General features: G+C 69.2%; 11 protein-coding genes. 5 read left to right on the forward strand and 6 right to left on the reverse strand.

Features of this window, described 5'->3' with window-relative positions:
* Window positions 1-436 (forward strand): hypothetical protein (locus tag L6Q96_21890; protein MCK6557202.1); only part of this gene is annotated, 436 nt, incomplete at its 5' end.
* Between the two features lie 113 nt (window positions 437-549).
* Here L6Q96_21890 and L6Q96_21895 read toward each other — a convergent pair.
* Window positions 550-2,283 carry a methyltransferase domain-containing protein gene (locus L6Q96_21895; GenBank protein ID MCK6557203.1) on the reverse strand — a complete coding sequence of 578 codons (1,734 nt, stop codon included), beginning with the start codon at window positions 2,281-2,283 and terminating at the stop codon, window positions 550-552.
* A 43-nt stretch (window positions 2,284-2,326) separates the two neighbouring features.
* Window positions 2,327-2,860, reverse strand: coding sequence for a hypothetical protein (locus L6Q96_21900; protein ID MCK6557204.1), 534 nt, complete (start codon window positions 2,858-2,860; stop codon window positions 2,327-2,329).
* Between the two features lie 531 nt (window positions 2,861-3,391).
* Here L6Q96_21900 and L6Q96_21905 point away from each other — a divergent pair.
* Window positions 3,392-5,512 carry a hypothetical protein gene (locus L6Q96_21905; GenBank protein MCK6557205.1) on the forward strand — a complete coding sequence of 707 codons (2,121 nt, stop codon included), beginning with the start codon at window positions 3,392-3,394 and terminating at the stop codon, window positions 5,510-5,512.
* Window positions 5,513-5,588: 76 nt separating this feature from the next.
* Here the strand turns inward: L6Q96_21905 and L6Q96_21910 are convergent, their stop codons facing one another.
* Window positions 5,589-7,253, reverse strand: a complete 1,665-nt coding sequence (locus L6Q96_21910) for a hypothetical protein (protein MCK6557206.1) — start codon at window positions 7,251-7,253, stop codon at window positions 5,589-5,591.
* Window positions 7,254-7,356: 103 nt separating this feature from the next.
* Here L6Q96_21910 and L6Q96_21915 point away from each other — a divergent pair, with 103 nt between their 5' ends.
* Window positions 7,357-9,342, forward strand: a complete 1,986-nt coding sequence (locus L6Q96_21915) for a hypothetical protein (protein MCK6557207.1) — start codon at window positions 7,357-7,359, stop codon at window positions 9,340-9,342.
* A 674-nt stretch (window positions 9,343-10,016) separates the two neighbouring features.
* Here L6Q96_21915 and L6Q96_21920 read toward each other — a convergent pair.
* Complete coding sequence (locus tag L6Q96_21920) at window positions 10,017-12,068, reverse strand: hypothetical protein (GenBank protein ID MCK6557208.1); 2,052 nt, start codon at window positions 12,066-12,068, stop codon at window positions 10,017-10,019.
* A gap of 212 nt (window positions 12,069-12,280) precedes the next feature.
* Between L6Q96_21920 and L6Q96_21925 the strand changes: the two genes are divergently transcribed.
* Entirely contained in the window at window positions 12,281-14,317 is a 2,037-nt protein-coding gene (locus tag L6Q96_21925; GenBank protein MCK6557209.1) for a glycosyltransferase, read from the forward strand.
* A gap of 388 nt (window positions 14,318-14,705) precedes the next feature.
* Here the strand turns inward: L6Q96_21925 and L6Q96_21930 are convergent, their stop codons facing one another.
* Complete coding sequence (locus tag L6Q96_21930; GenBank protein ID MCK6557210.1) at window positions 14,706-16,064, reverse strand: hypothetical protein; 1,359 nt, start codon at window positions 16,062-16,064, stop codon at window positions 14,706-14,708.
* An 81-nt stretch (window positions 16,065-16,145) separates the two neighbouring features.
* Here L6Q96_21930 and L6Q96_21935 point away from each other — a divergent pair, with 81 nt between their 5' ends.
* Window positions 16,146-17,594: a hypothetical protein gene (locus L6Q96_21935; protein MCK6557211.1), complete on the forward strand. Its 1,449-nt coding sequence runs from the start codon at window positions 16,146-16,148 to the stop codon at window positions 17,592-17,594.
* 213 nt (window positions 17,595-17,807) lie between these two features.
* Here L6Q96_21935 and L6Q96_21940 read toward each other — a convergent pair whose 3' ends face one another.
* Entirely contained in the window at window positions 17,808-19,610 is a 1,803-nt protein-coding gene (locus L6Q96_21940) for a glycosyltransferase family 39 protein (GenBank protein MCK6557212.1), read from the reverse strand.
* Window positions 19,611-19,729: the final 119 nt, after the last annotated feature.

Genomic DNA, 19,729 nt, shown 5'->3' on the forward strand with positions numbered 1-19,729 from the left:
CCAGGACGCCGTCGTCGAGCAGGCCCCTGCCGAGGAAGAGGAACCGATCGAGAACGTACCGGGTAAGGAGTATCCCCAGGGCATCGATGCCGCACAGTACATTCGGCATCTGCGCGACATGGGAGAAACCGAAGGGATCGCGGCATTCCCGCCGCCGGGCACCGATCCGCCCAGGGTCGGTGTGGTCGTGCCGGACGACTACGTGCTGCCCGAGGGCTACGAACGCTACTACCAGTACACTGACGACGGGAAGCCGCTCGAACCAATCCTGCTCTTCTCGCCGGAGTACGAGTTCTTCGACGACGACGGGAACCCGATCCCCGTCCCGGAGGACCGCGTGGTCCCGGCGGACCAGGTGCCGTCGGATCTTCCCGTAGAGATGCTCGATCCGAACCGCCCGCGTGCTACCGGCGGGCTCATCGACCGATCTCCGTAACCACGATCGAGGGCGTCAAGGCGCACTGAGTGTTACGATTCGTGCGTTTGCGCGCACGGTGCGAAGAAATCGCATGGGGAGGGCGAGGCTGAACAGGCCATGGGTTGCGGGCGTCAGCCCGCGCCGAGCGCCGAGCGCGGAGCGTGCGATAGGAGGAGGATCCATTCGTTGGTGTTCTCCTCGGTTGCGGCGTGGTGGAACAGCACCTGCAGCGAATGTCGCCGCGCGAACGGCACGACTTCCTCGGAGGCGAGGTTGCGCAGATGTTGCTGTCCGCCGCGCGGGGCGCGGTCGGCCGCCTCGACCTGCGCCGTCTCGCGCAGGAGCGCAAACGGCGTGCACTCGACGATCAGCAACTCGCCGCCGGGCGCCAGCAGCGCAGCCATGCGCGCCAGCGCGTCGTCCACGTCGGTAACATGGTTCAGCGAGCGCAGACAGAGGATGGTGCCGTAGCCGCCCGGAGCGTCGTGGAACTCCTCGATGGTCGACCGGAAGAAGCGCCCGCGTGGCAGGGCCGCGCGCGCTCGTGACAGGCTCAAAGCATCGGGGTCGAGACCGGTATAATCAACGACCCCGCCGGCGACCGCGGGGGCGAGTTCGTTGCGATACAACTGTTCGCCACAGCCGACGTCGAGCACGCGCCCGCGGAGCGCCGCGACGTAAGCCGCAATCCACTCCTCTTCCCGGGCGTACGGCGGGCCGTCGACGACGACGAAGCGACGGCCGCAGCGCCCGCGCTGTTCGCAGCCCGCGCAGACCGGGTCGGGCCGCACGCGACGCATTCCCTCCGTGAAGTCGTCGAGCACGCCGGGAGCCGCCCGATCGACGAACACGTGGCCGAGCGCATCCTTGATGCGAGCGACTTCCGCCGCGGTGAAGTCGCCGGTGTCGGTAACGTGCAGGCTCAGGCGATCGGCGTCGACGAGCCACAACTGCCGGTGCGGATCGATGCCGTCGGCTACGGCATGCGCGGTACACGCGGCGGAATCGGCGGTCCACGGTACGGACCGGTCCGTGCGGACGAAGTTGAACGAGTTGGCGACGGTCTGCCGGTGCCTGGCGGCACGCGCGCGCACCAACTCTGCCACCGGCCCGAGGCAGCAGGCCGGTGGCGCGGGAGGCAGGAATGCCGGCCGCGGCGGCGCCACGCCCAGCCATGAAAAGGGGGACGTCGCTTCCGGCAGACCCTCCCACGCCAGCAGGGGACGGGCGGTGTCGGCATTCCACTCTCCGAGCGCTGCCGCCGCGGCGGCGACCGACTCCGTGTATTGCCCGTCGCTGCAACCGGCCGGATCGAGCGCAACGACGAGCTGCACGTCGGGCGCTGGCAGCTCTCTCGCCAACGCCTCCAGCTCTCGAACCACGACGGCCATCTCGCGGCGGCCCACGTGAAGAACCGCGTCCACGTCGCAGGCTTCCGACGCCTCGCGTACCCAGGCGCAGAGTCCTTCGATCGCCTGCGCGAAGGCGCCGGGTACCCCGACCGCCGCGTCGTGAGCGTCGCCCACGCCGAAGAGCTGGACCCGCAAATACGCCAGACCCACGCGCCGCAGTCTTTCGCGGACCCGCGGATACACCAGCGGCCGTCCCGTGGTGATCACCCCCGGGGCCCGTCCGGAGGTGCGCACCACCGCCATCAGGCGCAGGAGGTCCGGCCTGAGGAAGGGTTCACCCCCGACCAGGACGACCAACGGTCCGCTCTCGTCGGGCAGAGCCGCGAGTTCCGACTGGAGATCGGCGATACTCGCTCCCGCCGGCCCGCTGGTGGGAGTGATGGGACAGGCGCGGCAGCCATAGCCGCACGGGGCTCCGGTCCACACCAGGAGCGTATCGGAGCGTGGTTTCACACGACTTACCGATGGTGAGGGCGGTAGGGGGTCGGCGACCGTGCTACGCTTGCGGCGCGGACGGCGCGGCGCTTCGCCGGCGCCACAACGCCCATCCCGCGATGGTGGCGGCAACCAGCGCCGCACCGGCAAGTGCCGGCCATCGCGCCGACGCGGGCTCCGGCTTGACCTCCAACATGGTCCACTCGAAACCCGCCTCGCGGGCTCGAATCAGTTGCTCGATCGCGGCAGCGAGACCGGCTGGCGGGGAGCCGCTGCGAACCTGCAGGGCGAAACGCTCGGTAAGGGTCGCGGATCTTGCGGCTTTCGCGGGGTGGGTCAGTTCGAATACCACTTCGCCGCCCAGGCACGCGTAGGTGGCCTTTACGGTGTGGTACTCGACGTCCCCGCCGGTCAACTTGCAACCCTCGGGAAGGGCCGCGCCCTTGCCCACCATGGCGGCCAGCAACTCCTCCTGGCCCGGCGCGATGACGGGTGCCGAGGCGGCTGCGGCCGTGCCCACCAGACCCGGGATCGCCAGTGCGGTGCACACGATCCCGCCGTACACGACGGCCAGTACGCGTCGCCGCCGAGTCACCCTTTCGGGTCCGTGGACCGGATCGATGGCGCGCCCGCCGCGGGCATTGCAGGGCGAGTGTGCGGAAACATCGAGCACGACAGCCAAGTTGCCACAGCGCCGCGGCGGAAGTCCAGCCCGCGTATTCCGCGCCAAGCGTTGAGTCGAGGTGGAACGTGCGCTCCGCGCGCGTTGAGTCGAGGTGGAACGCGCGCTCCGCGCGCGTTGAGTGGAGGTGGAACGCGCGCTCCGCGCGCGTTGGCCGCGCCACCGTACGGCAACAGCACCCCGCAGCGGGGCCAGGTTCCTCTCCCGGCGGGAGAGGTCAGGTGAGGGGATAAGATCGAGTGATGCACGAGCGCCACGACAGCACCCCGCTACGGAGTCAGGTTCCTCTCCCGGCGGGAGCTGAGCCGGACGGAGCCCTGATACGCCTTCCCTGGGCATGTGCTTTGCCGTCGATGCCCTCCGTCGCTGACTTCGCCGCGGCCCCGGGATTCTGGCGCATCATCGGCCTTGCGGTATTTGCCCGCACGTTGGAGGCTTATGGCGATGGGGCGAACCGGTGCCGGCGGTCGTCTGACTGCGCGAGTCAATCCGGCGGCGGTCGCCTGGGTGGGCCTTGCTGCGGCGATCGCACTCGCGAGTGTCGCTTGGTTGGGTTCCTCGCGCGTCGCCCTGGTGGTGCCGCACGACCGGGCGCCGGAGATTGTTGCGCTGTTCGGCGAGGCCTGGCGCCGTCCCACGGGCGACTTCCGGATCGTCGGCGGCCGTATGGAGGGCGGCGTCGTTCGGGTCTTCCTGGCCGCGCCCGGTGTGTACGCGGCGATGACTCTGGAACATGCGCGGGCTCGGCAGGCGGTGCCGCCCGGGGCGGTCGTCGTCGAGCACCCCGGCGGCGACGCCGTCGTCGTCCTCACCTGCGAGCCTGCCTGCGGACCGGAGTCGATCGAGCACCTGCGAGCCCTGGCGACGCAGGTGCTCCTCGGCGACCCCGGGCGACTCTGGGTTACCGCGGCCGGCTTCGCCACGGGCCGCGAACGCGTCGTGGCCTGCGCGCTGGCCGCCGGTGTCTGCGTCGCCGCGGCTCTCTTCGGCGTCGTTGCGCTCTGGCGTGCGTGGCCGCCGGCGGGCGGCGCGCTGGCGGACGCGGTTGCGGTTGGCGGTCTCACCGCGGCGGCGACGGCCCTGCTGGGAAAGGCGTCGGTCGCCAATTGGTACTCGAACAACCTGCCGGGCACCGGCGGCGTGCTCGAAGCTGCAGATCAGAACGGTGTGGCGGGATTCTTTCTGCAGGTGGTCGTGGGGACGGTTGTGCCGTGGACCGACGGGACTCTCTTCGGTCTGAACTTCGTTCTGCACGCGATCGCCGGCGGCGCGTTCTACCTCGCCTTCCGCGCCCTCGCGCTCGCCCGCCGCGAAGCCTTTCTGGCGATGCTGCTCTGGGCGGTCCAGCCACTGGCCGTCCGGATCGGCTGGTCCGATGCGCAACACGTGCAGGTTCAGTTGCTGTTCGCGCTGTTGCTGCTGGTATGGTTGCGGGCGCAGTTCGATTCCAATTGGCCGGAGCGCCTGCTGGGGCCGCTGCTTGCGGCGCTGCTGCCGTGGGTACGGTTGGAGGCAGCGGTCCTGGCGCCGCTGCCGCTTCTGTTCGGACCGTTGGTCGGCGATCGAAGCTGGTCGCGGCGCCTCCTGGACACCGGTGTTTACGGGATGCTGCTGGTGCTGTCGGTGGCGGCCATATTCGAGCTCTTCGTTCGCCGGTACGACATGCCATTGCCCGATCTGTCCCATGTGCTCGCGGCCGCGGGAAACCAGCTTGTCCACCTGCGTCCCTTCACGCAGTTGCTGGCGGTCGGCTCGGGGATGCCGAACTGGTTGCCGCTGCCGATGACGGCGCTCGTCGCGCTCGGGGCCGTGGTGCTGGCTATTCGGCAGCCGCTTCGGTTGGCGGCGGTTCTGGTGGCCTTCCTTGCGCCGCAACTTCTTCTCGACCGGCTGATGAATGCCGAAGGAATGGTTGGGGCGCGCTACTTCATGCCGTTACTGGCATGGCTCGCGATGGTGGCGGGGGCCGGCCTTGCGGCCCTGGCCGCCGGGCTTCGCGACCTCCTTGCGCCGAGGCTGCGGGAGGCGGCCGCGCCGGTGGCGACGGGAGTTGTCGCCGTGCTCGGCGCCGGGGCGGTCGTGTTCGCGTCGATGCCCCTTTACCGGCACGAATACAGCTTTCAGGCGGAGCAGCGGTTCCTGCGTGCCGCCCTGGCCGCGCTGCCGGCGGACGCGGTCGTGCTGCACCTGCCGGTGCGCGAGGACGACGAAATCCGCAACGATCCGGACTGCTGCCTCGATCTGCCGAACAGCCCGCTGGCGTTGGCGTTTCCCGGCCTGCGCTTCGAGGCCATACCGCTGCGCGGCGAGGGCGCGCGGCTCCCTGCCGCGGTCGACGCGCGGACTTATTACTACGAGGGGGCGCTCTGCCATCTCGCTCCAATTCCGGAAAGCGAACGCCGCAACCCGGGACTCAGTGCGATGGTGCGCGAGCAGTGCGCCACACTGGCGCGCGACCCGCGGCTCGAACCGGTCGCCGCCGCGCGGGTGTCGTCGGATGGCTTCTGGCCGTTTCTGCCGCCGGGCGGGGTGCCGGTGCGTTTGCTCCGGGTCCGGCCGCGGTGAACGCGACCCGGTATCCTGCCTGCGTCTGCCGGCATCTGGCGGGCAGCGGGCCGGGCGGAAGCCGCGATCAGCCGGTTCAGCGGACGATGCGGTACATTCCGAACCGCCGCGGGACCGCGCCGGTGCATTCCCCGGGACGTGTAGCCCCGCGCAGGAGGCTGCAATCGAGAAACGTTCCGGCGAGGACTTCCGTTTCGCGTAGCGGCGGACCGGCGAGCGCGGTCATCAGTTGGGTGCACTGCGTCTCCGCGAACCAGTAGTACCGCCCGCCCGTGCACGGCAGGCCCATGAAGAAGGCGCAATGGCCGTGCCCGCAGTCCACCGCATCGGGTTGCTCGAGGAAAGAGGTCAAGCCGACGATCTCGATTTCCGTCGTCCCGGCCGCCGCCGCGACGGCACGGTACTTGGCCAGCAGTTCGATCGTCGAGTGCGATTCGCGAAAGAGGATTTCGTCGTCGGGGACGACCACCCGGCTGACCTCCGGTGGCAGGGCCACGAGCGACTCGCGTAAGAAGTCGTGCTCGGCGATTTCGAGGTAGCGCTGGCGCAGATTCGGCCAGTACAGCGCGGTCAGTGCCGCCGTCCAGACCAGACAGCCGAGCGCCAGCGCGCGCCGTGCGTGGCGCCGCGATTCCCACAGTAACGCCACACCGTAGGCGGCGGCGAGGGTGGGCAAGAGAAGCAGATTCGCATGGAGCCGGGCCAGGGGCACAAAGCCGGCGCCGTAGTCGTGGCGCTCCAGTCCAATGGCCAGCGCAACCACGATCAGGAAGATCGGCGCGGGTAGAAGCGCGAGCCAGCGCAGTGTGCCACGCCCCAATGCGACCGCCGCCCCGGTTGCAACCGCCAGCGGGCCGAGTGCGAAGACCGGATTGGCAACCAGTTCGAAGACGGCTGCGCGCAGGCCTTCGGATATAGGAACGACGCTCTGGAAGGCCCGGTTCGAGCCGAACGCGGCCAGCAGGTAGACGCAGACGAAGACGGCGAAAAGCAGAGCGGCGGGCACGAGCGGGTAAGCGTTCACACGGCGCCGTTCGGCGGCGAGGTAGACGAGCGGCGGCACCACGAACACGAAGTTCTCGTAACGGACTTGCGTCAGCAGGGCGGTGCCCAGTGCCGCTCCCCCCGCGGCCAGCGTCCGTACCCATGCGGGGGCCGCCGTCTTGCCGATGCCGATCCAGAGCAACAGATAAGACCATACGGCGAGCAGCGACGTGCTCACCGGCAAACCGTCGGTGGCCGTGAACAGCAGGTGCAGCGGTTGCAGCGCGATCAGCAACGCGGCCGCGACGGCGAAGGCGCGTTGCGCCGGTACAAGGCAGCGGCACAGAGCGTAGACCAGGGGGACGGTGAGCGTCGATGCGAACCGGTTGAGAAGAATGGCGGTCTCGAGACTTCGCCCGGCCCACGGGTACACCAGCGAATACAACTGCGCGGTGGCGAAGTGCCCTCTGTACCCATGCAGGATGCGGCTGTACCCGATGCCGCCCAGTGCCGTCAGGTTGTGCTCGACCGCAAAGCGCAGCGCTCCGGCAAGCACCGACAACGCCAGGATCGTCCATACTTCCACGCCCGCGGGGCGACGGTCGCGTGACCGCATCGCGGCGCATGTCCAGACAATGGTGGCCGCAGAGCACAGGACGAACAGAAGAATGTCGATCCGCACCGTTAGCAGCCAGAACGGGTGATCGTCGCTCCCCCTGCCGAACAGAATGTCCAACCACCCGATGACCGTGTGCACGCGGCGATCCTAACCTCAAAGCGCGCCAGGATTGAACCGCGAACGACGCGCCGGCGGCGCTTTTGTTCGCGGCCGGCGGCGAGTACGATCCCGGCGCGTTCCGATGCTCCCCGTCTTGCATGGTCCGTGGCTCGCCGGAGCCGGTTTGGTGCTGCTGCTGATCGCGGCCCGGCGGGGTCTGCGACCGCACGCGGCGACGCTCCGTTTCCTGGGTGCGCTGACACTGGCCGCCCTCGCTCTGCGTGTCGCGGCCGGATTGTGGGGACCGTTACACGTCAACGGGCAGGGCCCGTTGTGGATTCGCGGTGCCCTCGAACCGGCCGCGCTCGTCGGTTACGGCCCTGGTTATTTCGAGTTGTTCAACTGGGCGAGTCGCCTCGGGTGGACGCCGGACGACGGTGTGTTTGCCGCCAATACGGCGCTCTCGGCTCTCAGTCCGGCTCTGCTGTATGCGGTCGCTCGTCTGGTCGGGGTCGGCAGCGGCGGTGCGGCCGCCGCCGCTCTGGTGTTGGCGGCCGACGGCGTGAGCGTGCGCACGGCGGCGAGCGAGGGCTATTTCACCGCGCTTATCTTTCTGGTCCTCGCCGTGCAGGCGGGGCTGGCGCTCGCCGTGCGGAGCGAACGCCGCGGCGACGGAGTTGGGGTTGGAATTGCCATGACCGCCGCGGCTCTGCTGGCGGCGGCGGAAGCCCGGGTGCACCCCGCCGGTTACCTGCCGCTGGCGCTCTCGCCGCTGGTGGTGTTCGGGGCCGCACAAAGCGACGGCTGGGTCGTGCGGCTGGCACGCACGTGTGCTGCCGGTGCCGTTGTCGGCGGCGCGGTGCTGCTCACCAGTGCCGGTTCGGTCGTGCAGGCGTCGGCGGCGTCGGAAATGACTCGGCAGGCGCTCGCCAATCTGGTCGAGCCGCAGGGGCGCGCGATGCTGGCCGTGTTGGCGGGTACGCTGGTTGTCCGTCTGTGGGCGGTGCCGCCGTGGTTGCCGCTCGTCGGTGCGGGGTCGCTGATATTGATGCTGGCTACCGGCGGTGCTTTCCAGCAGCATCCCCTGTGGGCGCTGTGCTACCGGCGTCTGTTCGTGCCGGGCTTGCTGCTCGGCGCGGCGGCGCTGTGGCCGGCGCGCCTGCAAAGCCTGCCATGGGCCTGCGCCGCGGCGGCGGCGGGAACGATCGTCCTGTTGCCTCCGGCATTGCCGTACCTGCGCGTTCGCACCACGGAACAGCTCGAGTACGCATTCTTGAAGGATGAGTTGCGGGACGTGTCTCCGACCTGCACGGTCGCCGCCGTGAGCCGGGCTGGCCGGCGAATGTGGGAAATCCCGAGTTACCTTACCGGCGGCGGCGCGGCGCCTGCGAGCGGCGGTTTGCGTGCTCTCGAAGATGCCGGCGATCTGGCCCTCGCCGCGGGGGCGGGCGAGTGCCTCTTGTACGTTCGGGGGTCGCTGTGCAGCAGCGCCGAGGGACGGCCGCGGTGCGCGGCGGTGGAAGCCAATGTGCAGCTCGAGCGCCTGGCGGGTCGAACGTTCCCGGCCCGGCCGAGTTACGTGGGTCTACCGTACGACCGGCCGGAAGTGGAGGTGACGGTCTTCCGTGTCGTTACCCGGGAAAGGCACGCAAAGGCCGGGCTGGCCGCGGTCAGCGACGGCGCGGCCATCACCCCGGCTTTCGCCCGGGCGCTGTACGAGCGGGTGGTGCCGTTGCGAGCGGCGGACGGCTGTCGCGTGATGCGGCTCGATACGAGCCGGTTTCGCATGACTATCGGTCTGCGAACTGGCGCCGGTGCCGAACAGGCGATCGAGCTCGCGGCCGCGGCACCGTCGGCCGCCGGCCAGCGCAACGCAGGTGTCTGGGCCCTTGCGGTCCCGGTGGAAGCGGAACGCGACTGCGGCGACACGTTGGCCGGCATCGAAGCGGTCCTGCGCGAGATCGAGGCGCCGGCGGCCGTGGGAACGATCGACCCGGGTGCGCAGCAGATCGACCCGCGGTTGATGTCCGCCGCCGGTGGGGTCCTGCTGATGCTGGCGGTAAGCATCCGGCATCTCGCTCCAGGCGGCGGCCGTGGGGTGCGATGTCGGGCGAGCCGGAGGAAGTAGCGCGGCGCACGCCGCCCGATGGTGTGCCGACCAGTCGGGGTGCGGCAGTCAGTCACCCGGGTGGTGGAACGTGCGCTCCGCGCGCGTTGAGTCCACGTGGAACGTGCGCTCCGCGCGCGTTCGCTGCACATGCCGCCGCCACAGCACGACAACACCACCCCGCCACGGAGTCAGGTTCCTCTCCCAGCGGGAGAGGTCAGGTGAGGGGATGAGATCGAACGAGGCACGAGCGTCACGACAGCACCCCGCCACGGAGTAAGGTTCCTCTCCCAGCGGGAGAGGTCAGGTGAGGGGATGAAACGAGGGCGTCGCCCGGTATGTGTGTCGGCGCCGATGATCTCGGGCAGTTCGTGGCGCGATCGGGTCAGTCTCCTGGCCGCCGCTGCGCGGTTCGGTCGCATCCCCTCACCTGACCTCTCCCTGCGGGAGAGGGACATGACTCCGCGGCGGGGTGCTGTTGCCGTGGCACAGCGAGTGAATCCCCGCACGCGACCTCTCATGATCCGGCAGTGTCCGATTTGACCAGGTTCCTCTCCCGGCGGGAGTCGAGTCGGCCAGGTGGAACGCGCGCTCCGCGCGCGTTCCGCTGTAACCGACCGACATTGCGGCTCAGCTTCGGCCCGGCCGACCTCCAAGCTTGGAGCCATATCGGAAGGGCCGGCGCCCCGGCGGCCTCAGGGTGTCCAGCGGTACAGCCCCGCCTGCGGGGGCGCGCCGTGGAAGAAATTCACTGTTGCCCTCGGCGACGTCGTCGTCTCCGCCACGAGTTCGAGACGCCCGACCGCGCGCACCTCGTTGCACCGGCGCCGCAGGTCGTCGGCGGCGCGCTCGGCACGCTCGTGCACCCTGGAATCCAGCGGATCGTCCGCAATTCGGCAGGCGGCGCCCTCGTAGTAGGCCAGGCACCCGGGCCGATCGTCGAATGCCGACGTGGCGGGCCGAGGCACGGATGCGAACTGCAGATCGGGGTAGTCGAGCAATAACGGCGAGCGGCCGATGTCGAGACAACAATCGAGGTCGCGCGGATAGGCGGCCGACCGCAGCGGCACCTGGTAGACCCGGCAGCCGGCCGGCAGCGCGGCCAGCGCCCGACGCAGGAATGCGTACTCGTCTTCGAACGCATACCGAACCGCGTATGCGGAGCGGGTGTCCACGCCGCTCCAGACAGCGAGAGCGGCAAGGCCGGCCGCGGTCACCGCCGTGCGGTATCGCGGCGGCACCCAGGGCGGCAGCGCCGCGAACCCGTATCCCGGAAGAATCAGGAAGATCGCAATGGCGAACAGGAAATAGCGCGCCCCGAGCAGCTCGTCCGTGGTTAGCAGGCGGCCGAGCCCGACGAACGAGAGCAGCAACGTCAAGAATACCCGCAACAGAAGCAGGGGCCTTCTAACCGTCATCGCGGCGGCGCCGATAAGCGCGAGCAACGCGGCGGGTAAGGGCAGCCACCGCGGATCGGTCGTGGCCAGAGACCAGAACTGCCACACGAACAGACGCGCAGCGAGAGCGTGTCCCTCGGGTTGCGGAAAAGGATGGTGCGACGGAAGCGCGACGAATCGGTAGGTCACGGCCAGAGCCGCCGCCGCCGCCGTTGCCATGACCGCCGCGCGCCACCACAATGCCCGGCCGTGCAGCCCGTCCTCGCGTTCGATCCGATCCCGAAGCAGGGGCCAGAGCAGCGGTGCCGCCGCCGGCACCGCCATGTCGACCCGGGTGACGCACACGGCCGGGAACAGCAGCACCGCCATCGCCAACCACAACCGATCTCCGCCGCGAGCGGCGATCAACCAGGAGAGCAGCAGGCCGATACAGAGCGTCGAGGCAAGCACGTGCTCGCTCGGTGTCGCCGACAGACGGGCGTGGAAGGGCGCAACTATCAGGAGCAAGGCACTCGCCGCCGCCGCGACCGGGTTTACCCGCAGCTCCCGCAGTACGCCGACCAGCAGCGGTACCGCGAGGGCACCCAGGAATATCTGCGACACCGCGAGCCCGCGCGGCCCCCAGACACCGAGGTCCCGGAGCAGCGCCTGCAGAGCGAAATAGCCGGGGCCGAACCGCATCCACGGCGGCGGCCCGATCGCAGGCAATACCTCCGCGTACCAGTTGCCGAGGGAGAAGGGCAGGGCGGCGCGCACCCCGACGGCTACGAGGAAGCCCACCACGCCTACCGCTACCCAGTACGCGTCGCAGCGACGCGATTGCCTCAGGCGGCGCAGCAGGATGACGAGTGCGACAACCGTGATCGCCACGAAAAGCAGCCGTGCGAAGCGGAACAGCGGGTCCGACACGCTGCCCGTCGCAGCGCCCGGTTGCTCCGCGGCGAGCGCGTCGAGGAACGCGGCGATCCGTGGCGCGATACTCGGACAGCTCTGCGTGAGTTCGGGCGGCACTTCGACCGCAAAGGCCCCTGCACGCCGCGTGGCCGTGGATGCACAGGCGGCGGGCGCGGCGGAAAGGGGAGGAAGAGGCGTGCCGCCGCGCGACCAGAGCGCTTCGATCCAGGTTTGATGTGTCCCGAGGCCTTCGAACTTGCAGTCAGGTTCCGCCGCAGGATGGTTGAGGATGTCGAACAGCACCCGCGCTGTATCGGGGGCGATCCCGATCTCGCATTCGGCGGTTTCTTCAACGCCGGCGCGGCTAACGCCAGCGAGGAGCGTTGCCGTCAACGCCGCGACGAGCACTAGTACGTGTGCCGTCCCCCTGACCTTTGCTGCGGGCTCGGACAGCACGATGGTGGGTCTACCGCGGCGTTAGCCGCAGTGCAACGCAACGATACCGACCGGCATTGCCCCTGACGCCGAGCGAACAAGAATGGCCGCAGATGAACACCGACGATCTCAGTGCGAGCCACTGTCCGCGGCCCCGGCCGTGCTTGTGACGGGTGAACTCGGACGATAGAGTGCCGAGCGGCGAAGCGGCACATACCTTCAACGATTTGCAGATGAACGGTGGCGGCTTGGAAATGACCTCGCACCCGTGGCTGCCGGCGTCGGCTGCGACCGCGGCAAGAGTGAGGCGGGCCCGCGCCAGTTGCGTGCTGCGCCAGCTTCCCACCGTCACCGTGAAATGGCTCGGCCGCTACGCCGCCGCATGGCCCCCGCTCGTGGCGGTGCTGCCGGCGCTGCTGCGCTCAGACAGCGGGCGCGTGCTCGACGCAGTCGGCCGGGTCGACGTGCTGCCGGCCCTGCTCGCGCTCGCCGACGGTCCGGTCGACGCCGGGCGACTCGAACGCGCGCTCGTAACGTTGTGGCTCGCGCTCGCCGGACATCCCGGCCTGACCGCACCGCTGGCGCTCCCGGGTCCGTTCCGCGAGTGCGTCGTCGATCCGACCGTACCTCGTCTGCTCGATCTCGGTGACGCGCGCGGGCTGGCGGCAACCGCCGCGGGCCCGGTCGTGATTGCGCGGGCCGGCCGCGCGCCGATCGATAGGTTCGTGAGCGCGGTCCTGCCGGCGGCGAACGATGCCGTCATCGTCGACGAGCGGTTCCGCGTCCCCGACCCGCAAGTTGTCGCCCGTGTGCGGGCCGCCCTCGGCGCGGTTGTCTCCGTTCTTCCCGGCGGACGACTCGAGCGGGTGACGATCGGCGGGGGCGAGGCGGTCGACGGTGAAGCCCGCGTTGGTTCGGACGCCGACCCTGCCGCGTTGCTCGCCTCGGTGCAGGCCGCCTTCGTGAGAGCGGCGGCCACGGTCGACCCGGTCGCCACCGACGGCGGGTGTATGGTCGAACACGGCAGGCGTTTTTCACCCGCGGACGTCGTCGCGCGCGCCAGCGGTAACGCCCTGGCTCTGCCGTGGCGCCCGAACCGCGACACTGCCATGGCTGGCGTTATCGACGACCTCGAGGATTTCGCCGTCATTGCGGCGGCGACCGCGACAGGTGCCGATCTGATCGCCGCGATTCGTGCATTAGCGGAAGGCGGTTCGACGGCGCCGCGCCGCGCCCTGCTGGTCAACATCGACGCCGACGACTTCGTGTATAGCTACCAGTTTGGCCGCTCGGTCGAGCGGCGCTGCGTCGAGCGGGGTCTGCGCCTGGATCGGGTGGCGGTAAATCCCGGCTGGCGCCGCGACCTCGGGGGCGAACTCGGCGGGCAGGTGCCGGCGCCTTTTGCGGATGGGACCGAAACCCTGATGGAGGCCGAAGACGATCCGTCGCTGGCGGCCGCCCTGCGACGGCTGTCGGTGCGCGGTTACGAGGTGGTGGTGGTAAACGTGCGCCCGCGGTTGTTCTTCGACCTTGCCGCTGCCGGATTGCTTGCCGGGCGCACGCTGGTCTGGGACCGCCACCTGCACGACGGCTTTCGCGAGGAGAACGCGCGCCGCGGTCCCGTGCGGCGCACACCCGAGACGTCGATGCAGGTCTGGAGCACGTTCGGCGAATCGGGGGACGAGTTCAAGCAGATGTTCGTCGACGCGGGCGCAGAGCGCGTCTGGGACCATGTCTGGCCGATGGACCTGGAGTTCTTCCGGTCCTCCGCGACGCCGCAGCCGGGGCGGGTGTTCGCCGGCGGCGACAGCGGCCGCGACTGGCCGCTGTTTATCGCGGCGATCCGTGACCTGCCGTTCGACGTGCAACTGGTTACGGGGCGGGCGCTGGCGGACCTGCCGCCGCAGGTCCGGGTCGATCCGCGGCTGCCGCTGTGGCGCTTCCGCGACGCCATGGCCGAAGCTTCGATCACGGCGATTCCCTTGCTGCCGGACGGGCACGCGGCCGGGATTACGGTGCTGGCAATGGCGATGGCGGTGGGCAGCGCTGTCGTTGTGACCGACACCTGGTGGATTGCGCAGTACGTGACCGACGGCGAGCAGGCGCTGCTCGTGCCTCCGGGCGACGTCGCGGGGTTCCGCGCCGCGCTCGTCCGTGTGCACGAGGATGCGGCTCTGCGCGCCCGTCTGATCGCAAACGCCCGCCGGCGTGTGGCCGGCCTGTGCGACCTCGAAGCGTTCACGCGACGTATGTTCGCTGGCGTGCCCTGAGGCAAGCGGGCACATGGGTGACAGACGTGGTGGAGCGGGCGCTCCGCGCGCGCTCTTGCTTCCACCCTCACCCTGAACACGCGCCGTATGCGCATCCTCGGCAATCGCAATACAGCGCGGGCTACCGCCCGCAACCCGATGCCCGGAACTCCCCGTTCGCCCCGAGTAGGAGCCCTTCCCCTGGGGTCCGTATCGAGGGGCGCGGCCCTGCCGAGCCTGTCCCTCAATACGCCGCCTGAGCCCTTCGATACGCCGATTGAGAAGACATCGGCTACTCAGGGCGATCGGGCTATCGAGACGGCTGCTACTCGGGACGAACGGTGGGGCAGTGCCGTTCCATGGCCTGAAGATTTCCTTGCGCCGTGCGCGCACCCTCGGGAATCACAATTCAGGGGCGCACGATGCCGTTCAACTCCTCGTGCAGCCAGCGCGCAATGAGCGCATGTCCGGCGGGGCCGTAATGCGGGTCCGCCGGGGCGTCGAGGAAGACTCGTTCGCCCCGCTGCGCTGCCGCCGCCAGGACGCTTCCCGGATCGAGCGCGGGTATGCCGAGCGCACGCGCCACGCCCAGGAGCGCCGGTGCGGCGTGCGGCGTCGCGGGGTTCTCGATCCATGTGCGTGCCGGCAGAACGACCACGACGAAAGGCACGCCGCGCGCGTGCATCGCGTCACGCGCCGCAGCGAGAATCGCGGCCAGGTGCTGCAGCGCCGTCTCCTCGGACTGCCGCGCGGTCAGGGGTTTGTTGGGCATCGTGTTGACAATGGCGGCCGCGGCATGCGCGGCGGCCGTGGAGTGGGCTGCGAGGGCGCGAAACAGGTAGGGGGGCGGACTGTTGTATCGCAGCCATGTGCTTCCGGCATTGGCGAAATCGATCGGCACCGCGGTTGGACAACGCCGTGCCGGTCCGCCCGAGCCGTACACGAGCATGGAGTCCCAGCGGCAGCACGGGTAGGCATCGTCCACGCCGGCAAGGTCGTTGCCCTCGAAGATGTACATGACCCCGAGGTCCAGGTCGTGAGTCGCCAGCCATTGCTCGAGGAGGAGAAGGTACGCGTCGGGAGCGATCCCTGGAACGGCGCCATTGATGTGCTGGACGTCGGGTTCGAGGTGTTCGAGTACGGCGGGGAATGCGGCGTCACGGGGCAGGCTGATGCCGAAGGTCATCGAATCGCCGATGTGCAGCACGCGCCGCGTTGCCGCCGTTCGTGGGGTGAAGTTCGCCGGTACGATCACCTCACGCTCGCTGCGAACTTCGAGGATGCCCGGATACGCATCGCCGTAGACGGCGACACAGACGATCTCCTTGCTGCGGAAGTCCCACGAGTGACTCCGGGTGGCTGCCCGCAGCGCATCGGCAAGCAGGAAATGAGGCCCCTCTTCCGCAGGAAACCCCGGCGGCGGCGGCAGGAAGGCGGCGCTGGCGATTTCCAGGACGACGAGGCTTACCAGCAGCGAGGCCGCGGCCAGCGGCGCGCCGCCGGGCCGCGCGAACCCGGCGTGTGCCGTCCATGCGACGCCGGCGCCGAAGAGCAGTCCTTCGAGCCAGGCGTCCCACAGGCCGATGACCGGGACTCGCAGGTCGAGTTGCACGAGTACCACGGCGGGCAGCGCGAGCAGGGCGACGGCCGCGGCGACTCCGCCGAACCGCCGGCCGCGGAGGCGGCGGAGGACGATACCGAGGATGGCTCCGGCGGCGATTGGCCCGGCAAGGAGCGCCGCGAACGTCACCGCGACCGACAAAGCCATGAAGCAACTTGACATTGCGGTGCACGGACGGGCAAGGCCGAAGAGGAGGGCGGTGCAAGTGCGGCAACGATCGGAAGTCGAGTGGCGACCATTCTGACAGCGGCGGCCGTGCTCGTGGTTCCCATGGCTCTTGGCGCCGGTACCGGTGTGCTGATGCGTCGAGGTCTGGGTCGCCGTATCGCCGGCGTGTTCGGCGCGATCGCGTGCGTGCTGTCGCCGGCGGCGCTTTTCACCGCGGCGACGGTGTACTTTCCGATTGTCGGTCTCTGGGACGGCGTCACGGTTGGGGTGCTGTGTGGTGCGGGTATGTTATTCGCGGCCCACCAGGCTTTCGCCGACGTTCGCAACGTGTGGCTGACCTGCGGTGCAGTGGTGGCCGGGTTCGCGGTGCTCGAAGTGGCGGCCCGGCTGTTTCTGGGCGTGCCGCCGGCATTTCCCGTCGGCGATGGGCCGCACCTGCTGCTGAAGCACGCCTTGCGCACGACTCCGCCGGATGCGCAGGCGTTCCGGACGGAGGGGGTTCCTTACGCGCTGGCCCGCGACGCTCTGCGCGGCGACCTGGCAGTTCCGGGGGAGGCGCTGGAGCCGGCGGATAGGCCGCCGTCGGTGATGGTCACGCGGGAAATCGTGTGTTCGATCGTTTACGGGCCTGCTTATAAGGGCCTCATCGATGTGCGCCGTGAGCCGTCGGTCGTGTTTCCGGAACGGTTCACGCCACGGGCCGGAACGGCGCCGCGCGTCCTGCACATCGGGGACTCGTTGGTCTTCGGCGCCAACGTGGCGCGAGAGGACACGTTCGTGGCCGGCCTGCGGCGGCTCGAGCCGGAGATCGAGCACATCAACGGCGGCATCTCCGGAATGGCTCCCGACGATTACCTTGCCGTGCTGCGGAGCTGGGTGGCCCGCCATCGCATCGATCTGGCGGTTATCTACCTGTTTGCCGGCAACGATCTGGCCGGGCTCGATGCACCGCATCCGTGCTCGAACTGGCAGTCGCTGCTCGTCTACGACGACGGTCAGGCGCGGCTGCGGTTTCCCGCGGGCCCGCGGAGCGAGCCGGAAATCGGTTTGCGGTGGTTGGCGATCAACAGCCCGCTTCCGTATCTCGGACGGGTGTCGATTGCGGCGCATTCATCCGCTGCCGCGTTTCTGGGTAGCGCCCTGGCGTCGCTGGCCGAGCGCGGGGTGCACAGAGACCCGCCGGAGATACAGTTCCAGCACATCGAGCACATCCTCCGTTCGGCCCGCGACGAGCTGGCGCGGCGGGGCGTGGGTCTGGTCGTCGTCGCGCTGCCGCATGCCGGTTCGCTACGCGGTGCCGAACCGTGGTTCGAGAGAGAAGTAATGGCCATTGCGCGGCGTCTCGGGCTGCCGGTGAGGGATGCCACCGAGCCCATCCGCGCCGCGCTGGACCGCGGCGAGAACCCGGTGCAGTCCGACGGTAGTCATCTCAACGAAACCGGCCATCGGCTGATGGCGCAGTGGCTGCACGACCGCCACGTGGCACGGCCGTCTGCCGGGGGCCGGTGACGCCGATCATGGCGCGGGTTCAGCAACGCCTGTTGCTTGTGTGCGCGGGCTTCGGGTTTGCCCTGGCGTTGCTGGAAATCGCCTTGCGATCGGCGTTGCCGGGCCCGGTGGCGTTGCACGTGCAATGGGGTACTCCCGCCGAGGAAATCGAGTATCGGGTTCGTCGATCTTCGCGCGATCGGTACGGGACGGTCACCTTCGACGCGTCTCCTGTCACTCGGGCGCGCGCACACCCACGATCTGGAAGAATCCGAGCTCGAACGGGCCGGCCGGGCCGGGGAAGTACACGCCGTTGGTCCGGGGCTGCCCGGGTATGTCGATTACCCGTAGCGGGCGCATTTCGTAGTGACGGCGAATATCGAGACAGCGGTCCCGCAACGGCGCCGCCGGTTGAATGCTCCTGTCGTTCGAGAAGTGGCAAGTCATACCCTGATAGAAAAACAGGTTTGGGGCCGGCTCGGGCCAGGGCTCGGTCACGCCGACGTCGGGGATCTGGTGGAACTCGATCCGCGCCGGGCTGCGTTCGAGCAGGAAGCGCGGGAACGGATCGAACCAATCCGGCGGCGTGGAGAAGCCCGGTGCGTGGAGCGCGATCAGACGCGCGTTGGCCGGGAGCAGCGGCAGGGTTTCCCCGATGAACGCGTGTTCCAGTTGCTCGTCCGTGGGCGTGGTGACGAACAGCAGATTACGCCAGGCGCCGGCCGCGAACGCCACCGCGAGGATGGCGGCAGCGAAGGGAACGAAGCGCCAGCCCGCGCCGACGGACAAGAGCAACGGCGCTCCGGCGGCCGCGATCGCCACCAGCATCATCGCCAGCAAGGCTGTGCGCAGCATGGTGCCTTCGTTGCAGAACACCGACAGCGGCAGTTCGACGAACGCAAAGGCGACGGCAAGCAGCCAGAGATACTGCCGGCGCGCGTGCCACGCCCCGTAAAGCATTCCGGCCGCGAGCATGAAGAGAAGGACGACCGGGGTGATCGCGGGATCGCTGCCGATCCACGAGCGCCAGAACGAGCCGAGAGGGAGCCAGCCGCGGAACTGGTAGGACGATCCGAGGGCGCCGGCCGCGCGCTGCACAAAAACGACGCCGACAAGCAGCGCCCACGCAGCGAATGCGCCGCCGGCGATCCGCCGCCACCACTCGCGAGGGTGCGCCAACAACAGCAGAAGCAGGCCGACCGCCGCCGGGAGGACGAGGAGTTCCGGCCGGCTGTGGATGGCCAGCATGAGCGCGAGACTCGCGATTGCCAGGGAACTATCGCGTTGCGACGACAGCCAGTCGGCGAATGCCGCGAGACTCCAGAGCGAGAAGAGCGTCCCCGGAATCCACAACTCCTCCGATGCCGAGTAGCGCAGGTGAATCGGCAATAGCGCGGCCACGAACCCGGCGAGGAGGGCCGAGGGCACACTGCGAAATAGCTGCCAGGCAAGTGCGACCACCGCGGGAATCGTCAGCGCGGCGAGGACGACATTGGTAAGGAAGATCGTCTGCTCCATCCCGCCGAACACGGCCTCGACCGCCTGATAGATCGCCGGTCCCGCCGAACCGTAGAGGCCGCCGTTACCGCGTAGTGCGTAGTCGTACGACCACGTCGCCCAATACCCTTCGTGCAAGAACGCTCGCGGGGACACCGCGAGGCGTACCACCAGGGCAGAGCCGGTCAGGGCGGCCGTGGCGAACGCAAACGCGACGGTCGGCCACCGCGGCGCGGGCGTGGCCCGAAGCCTTGCGATCATGACCCAGACCGTCAGCAGAACGAGCGCCGCGAACGCGATGAGCATGAACTCCCGCAGCGACGGGCTCCTATCCAGCGCGCGGAGAGCTTCCAGCGTGGCGCGCACCTCCGGGATCGACAGGAGGTAATGGAGGTGGTCTCGAGGGGACACTTCGGTCACGGTGGCGTGTCGCGATGACAGGCCGCTCCTCAGCGCGGGCTTCGGCCGCAACCCATTGCGGATTGCGGAATGCGGATTGCGGAACTCGCGAATCCGTCGTCCGCAATCCGAAATCCGCATTCCGGAATTCTTCGCACCATGCGACGAACTCGCTAGTAGCCTAGCGCGGGCTTCGCCCGCAACCCAAAGCTAACAACCAGCCCGTTCGCCCCGAGTAGGAGCCCTTCCCCTGGGCTCCG

It is taken from the genome of Candidatus Binatia bacterium (assembly GCA_023150935.1).
Classification (GTDB): Bacteria; Desulfobacterota; Binatia; order HRBIN30; family HRBIN30; genus JAKLJW01.

Coding starts and splice junctions, on each gene's coding strand:
- L6Q96_21930 (MCK6557210.1), bottom strand. CDS start 16,064: ATGGCTTTGTCGGTCGCGGTGACGTTCGCGGCGCTCCTTGCCGGGCCA.
- L6Q96_21940 (MCK6557212.1), bottom strand. CDS start 19,610: ATGCGGATTTCGGATTGCGGACGACGGATTCGCGAGTTCCGCAATCCG.
- L6Q96_21925 (MCK6557209.1), top strand. CDS start 12,281: ATGAACGGTGGCGGCTTGGAAATGACCTCGCACCCGTGGCTGCCGGCG.
- L6Q96_21915 (MCK6557207.1), top strand. CDS start 7,357: ATGCTCCCCGTCTTGCATGGTCCGTGGCTCGCCGGAGCCGGTTTGGTG.
- L6Q96_21905 (MCK6557205.1), top strand. CDS start 3,392: ATGGGGCGAACCGGTGCCGGCGGTCGTCTGACTGCGCGAGTCAATCCG.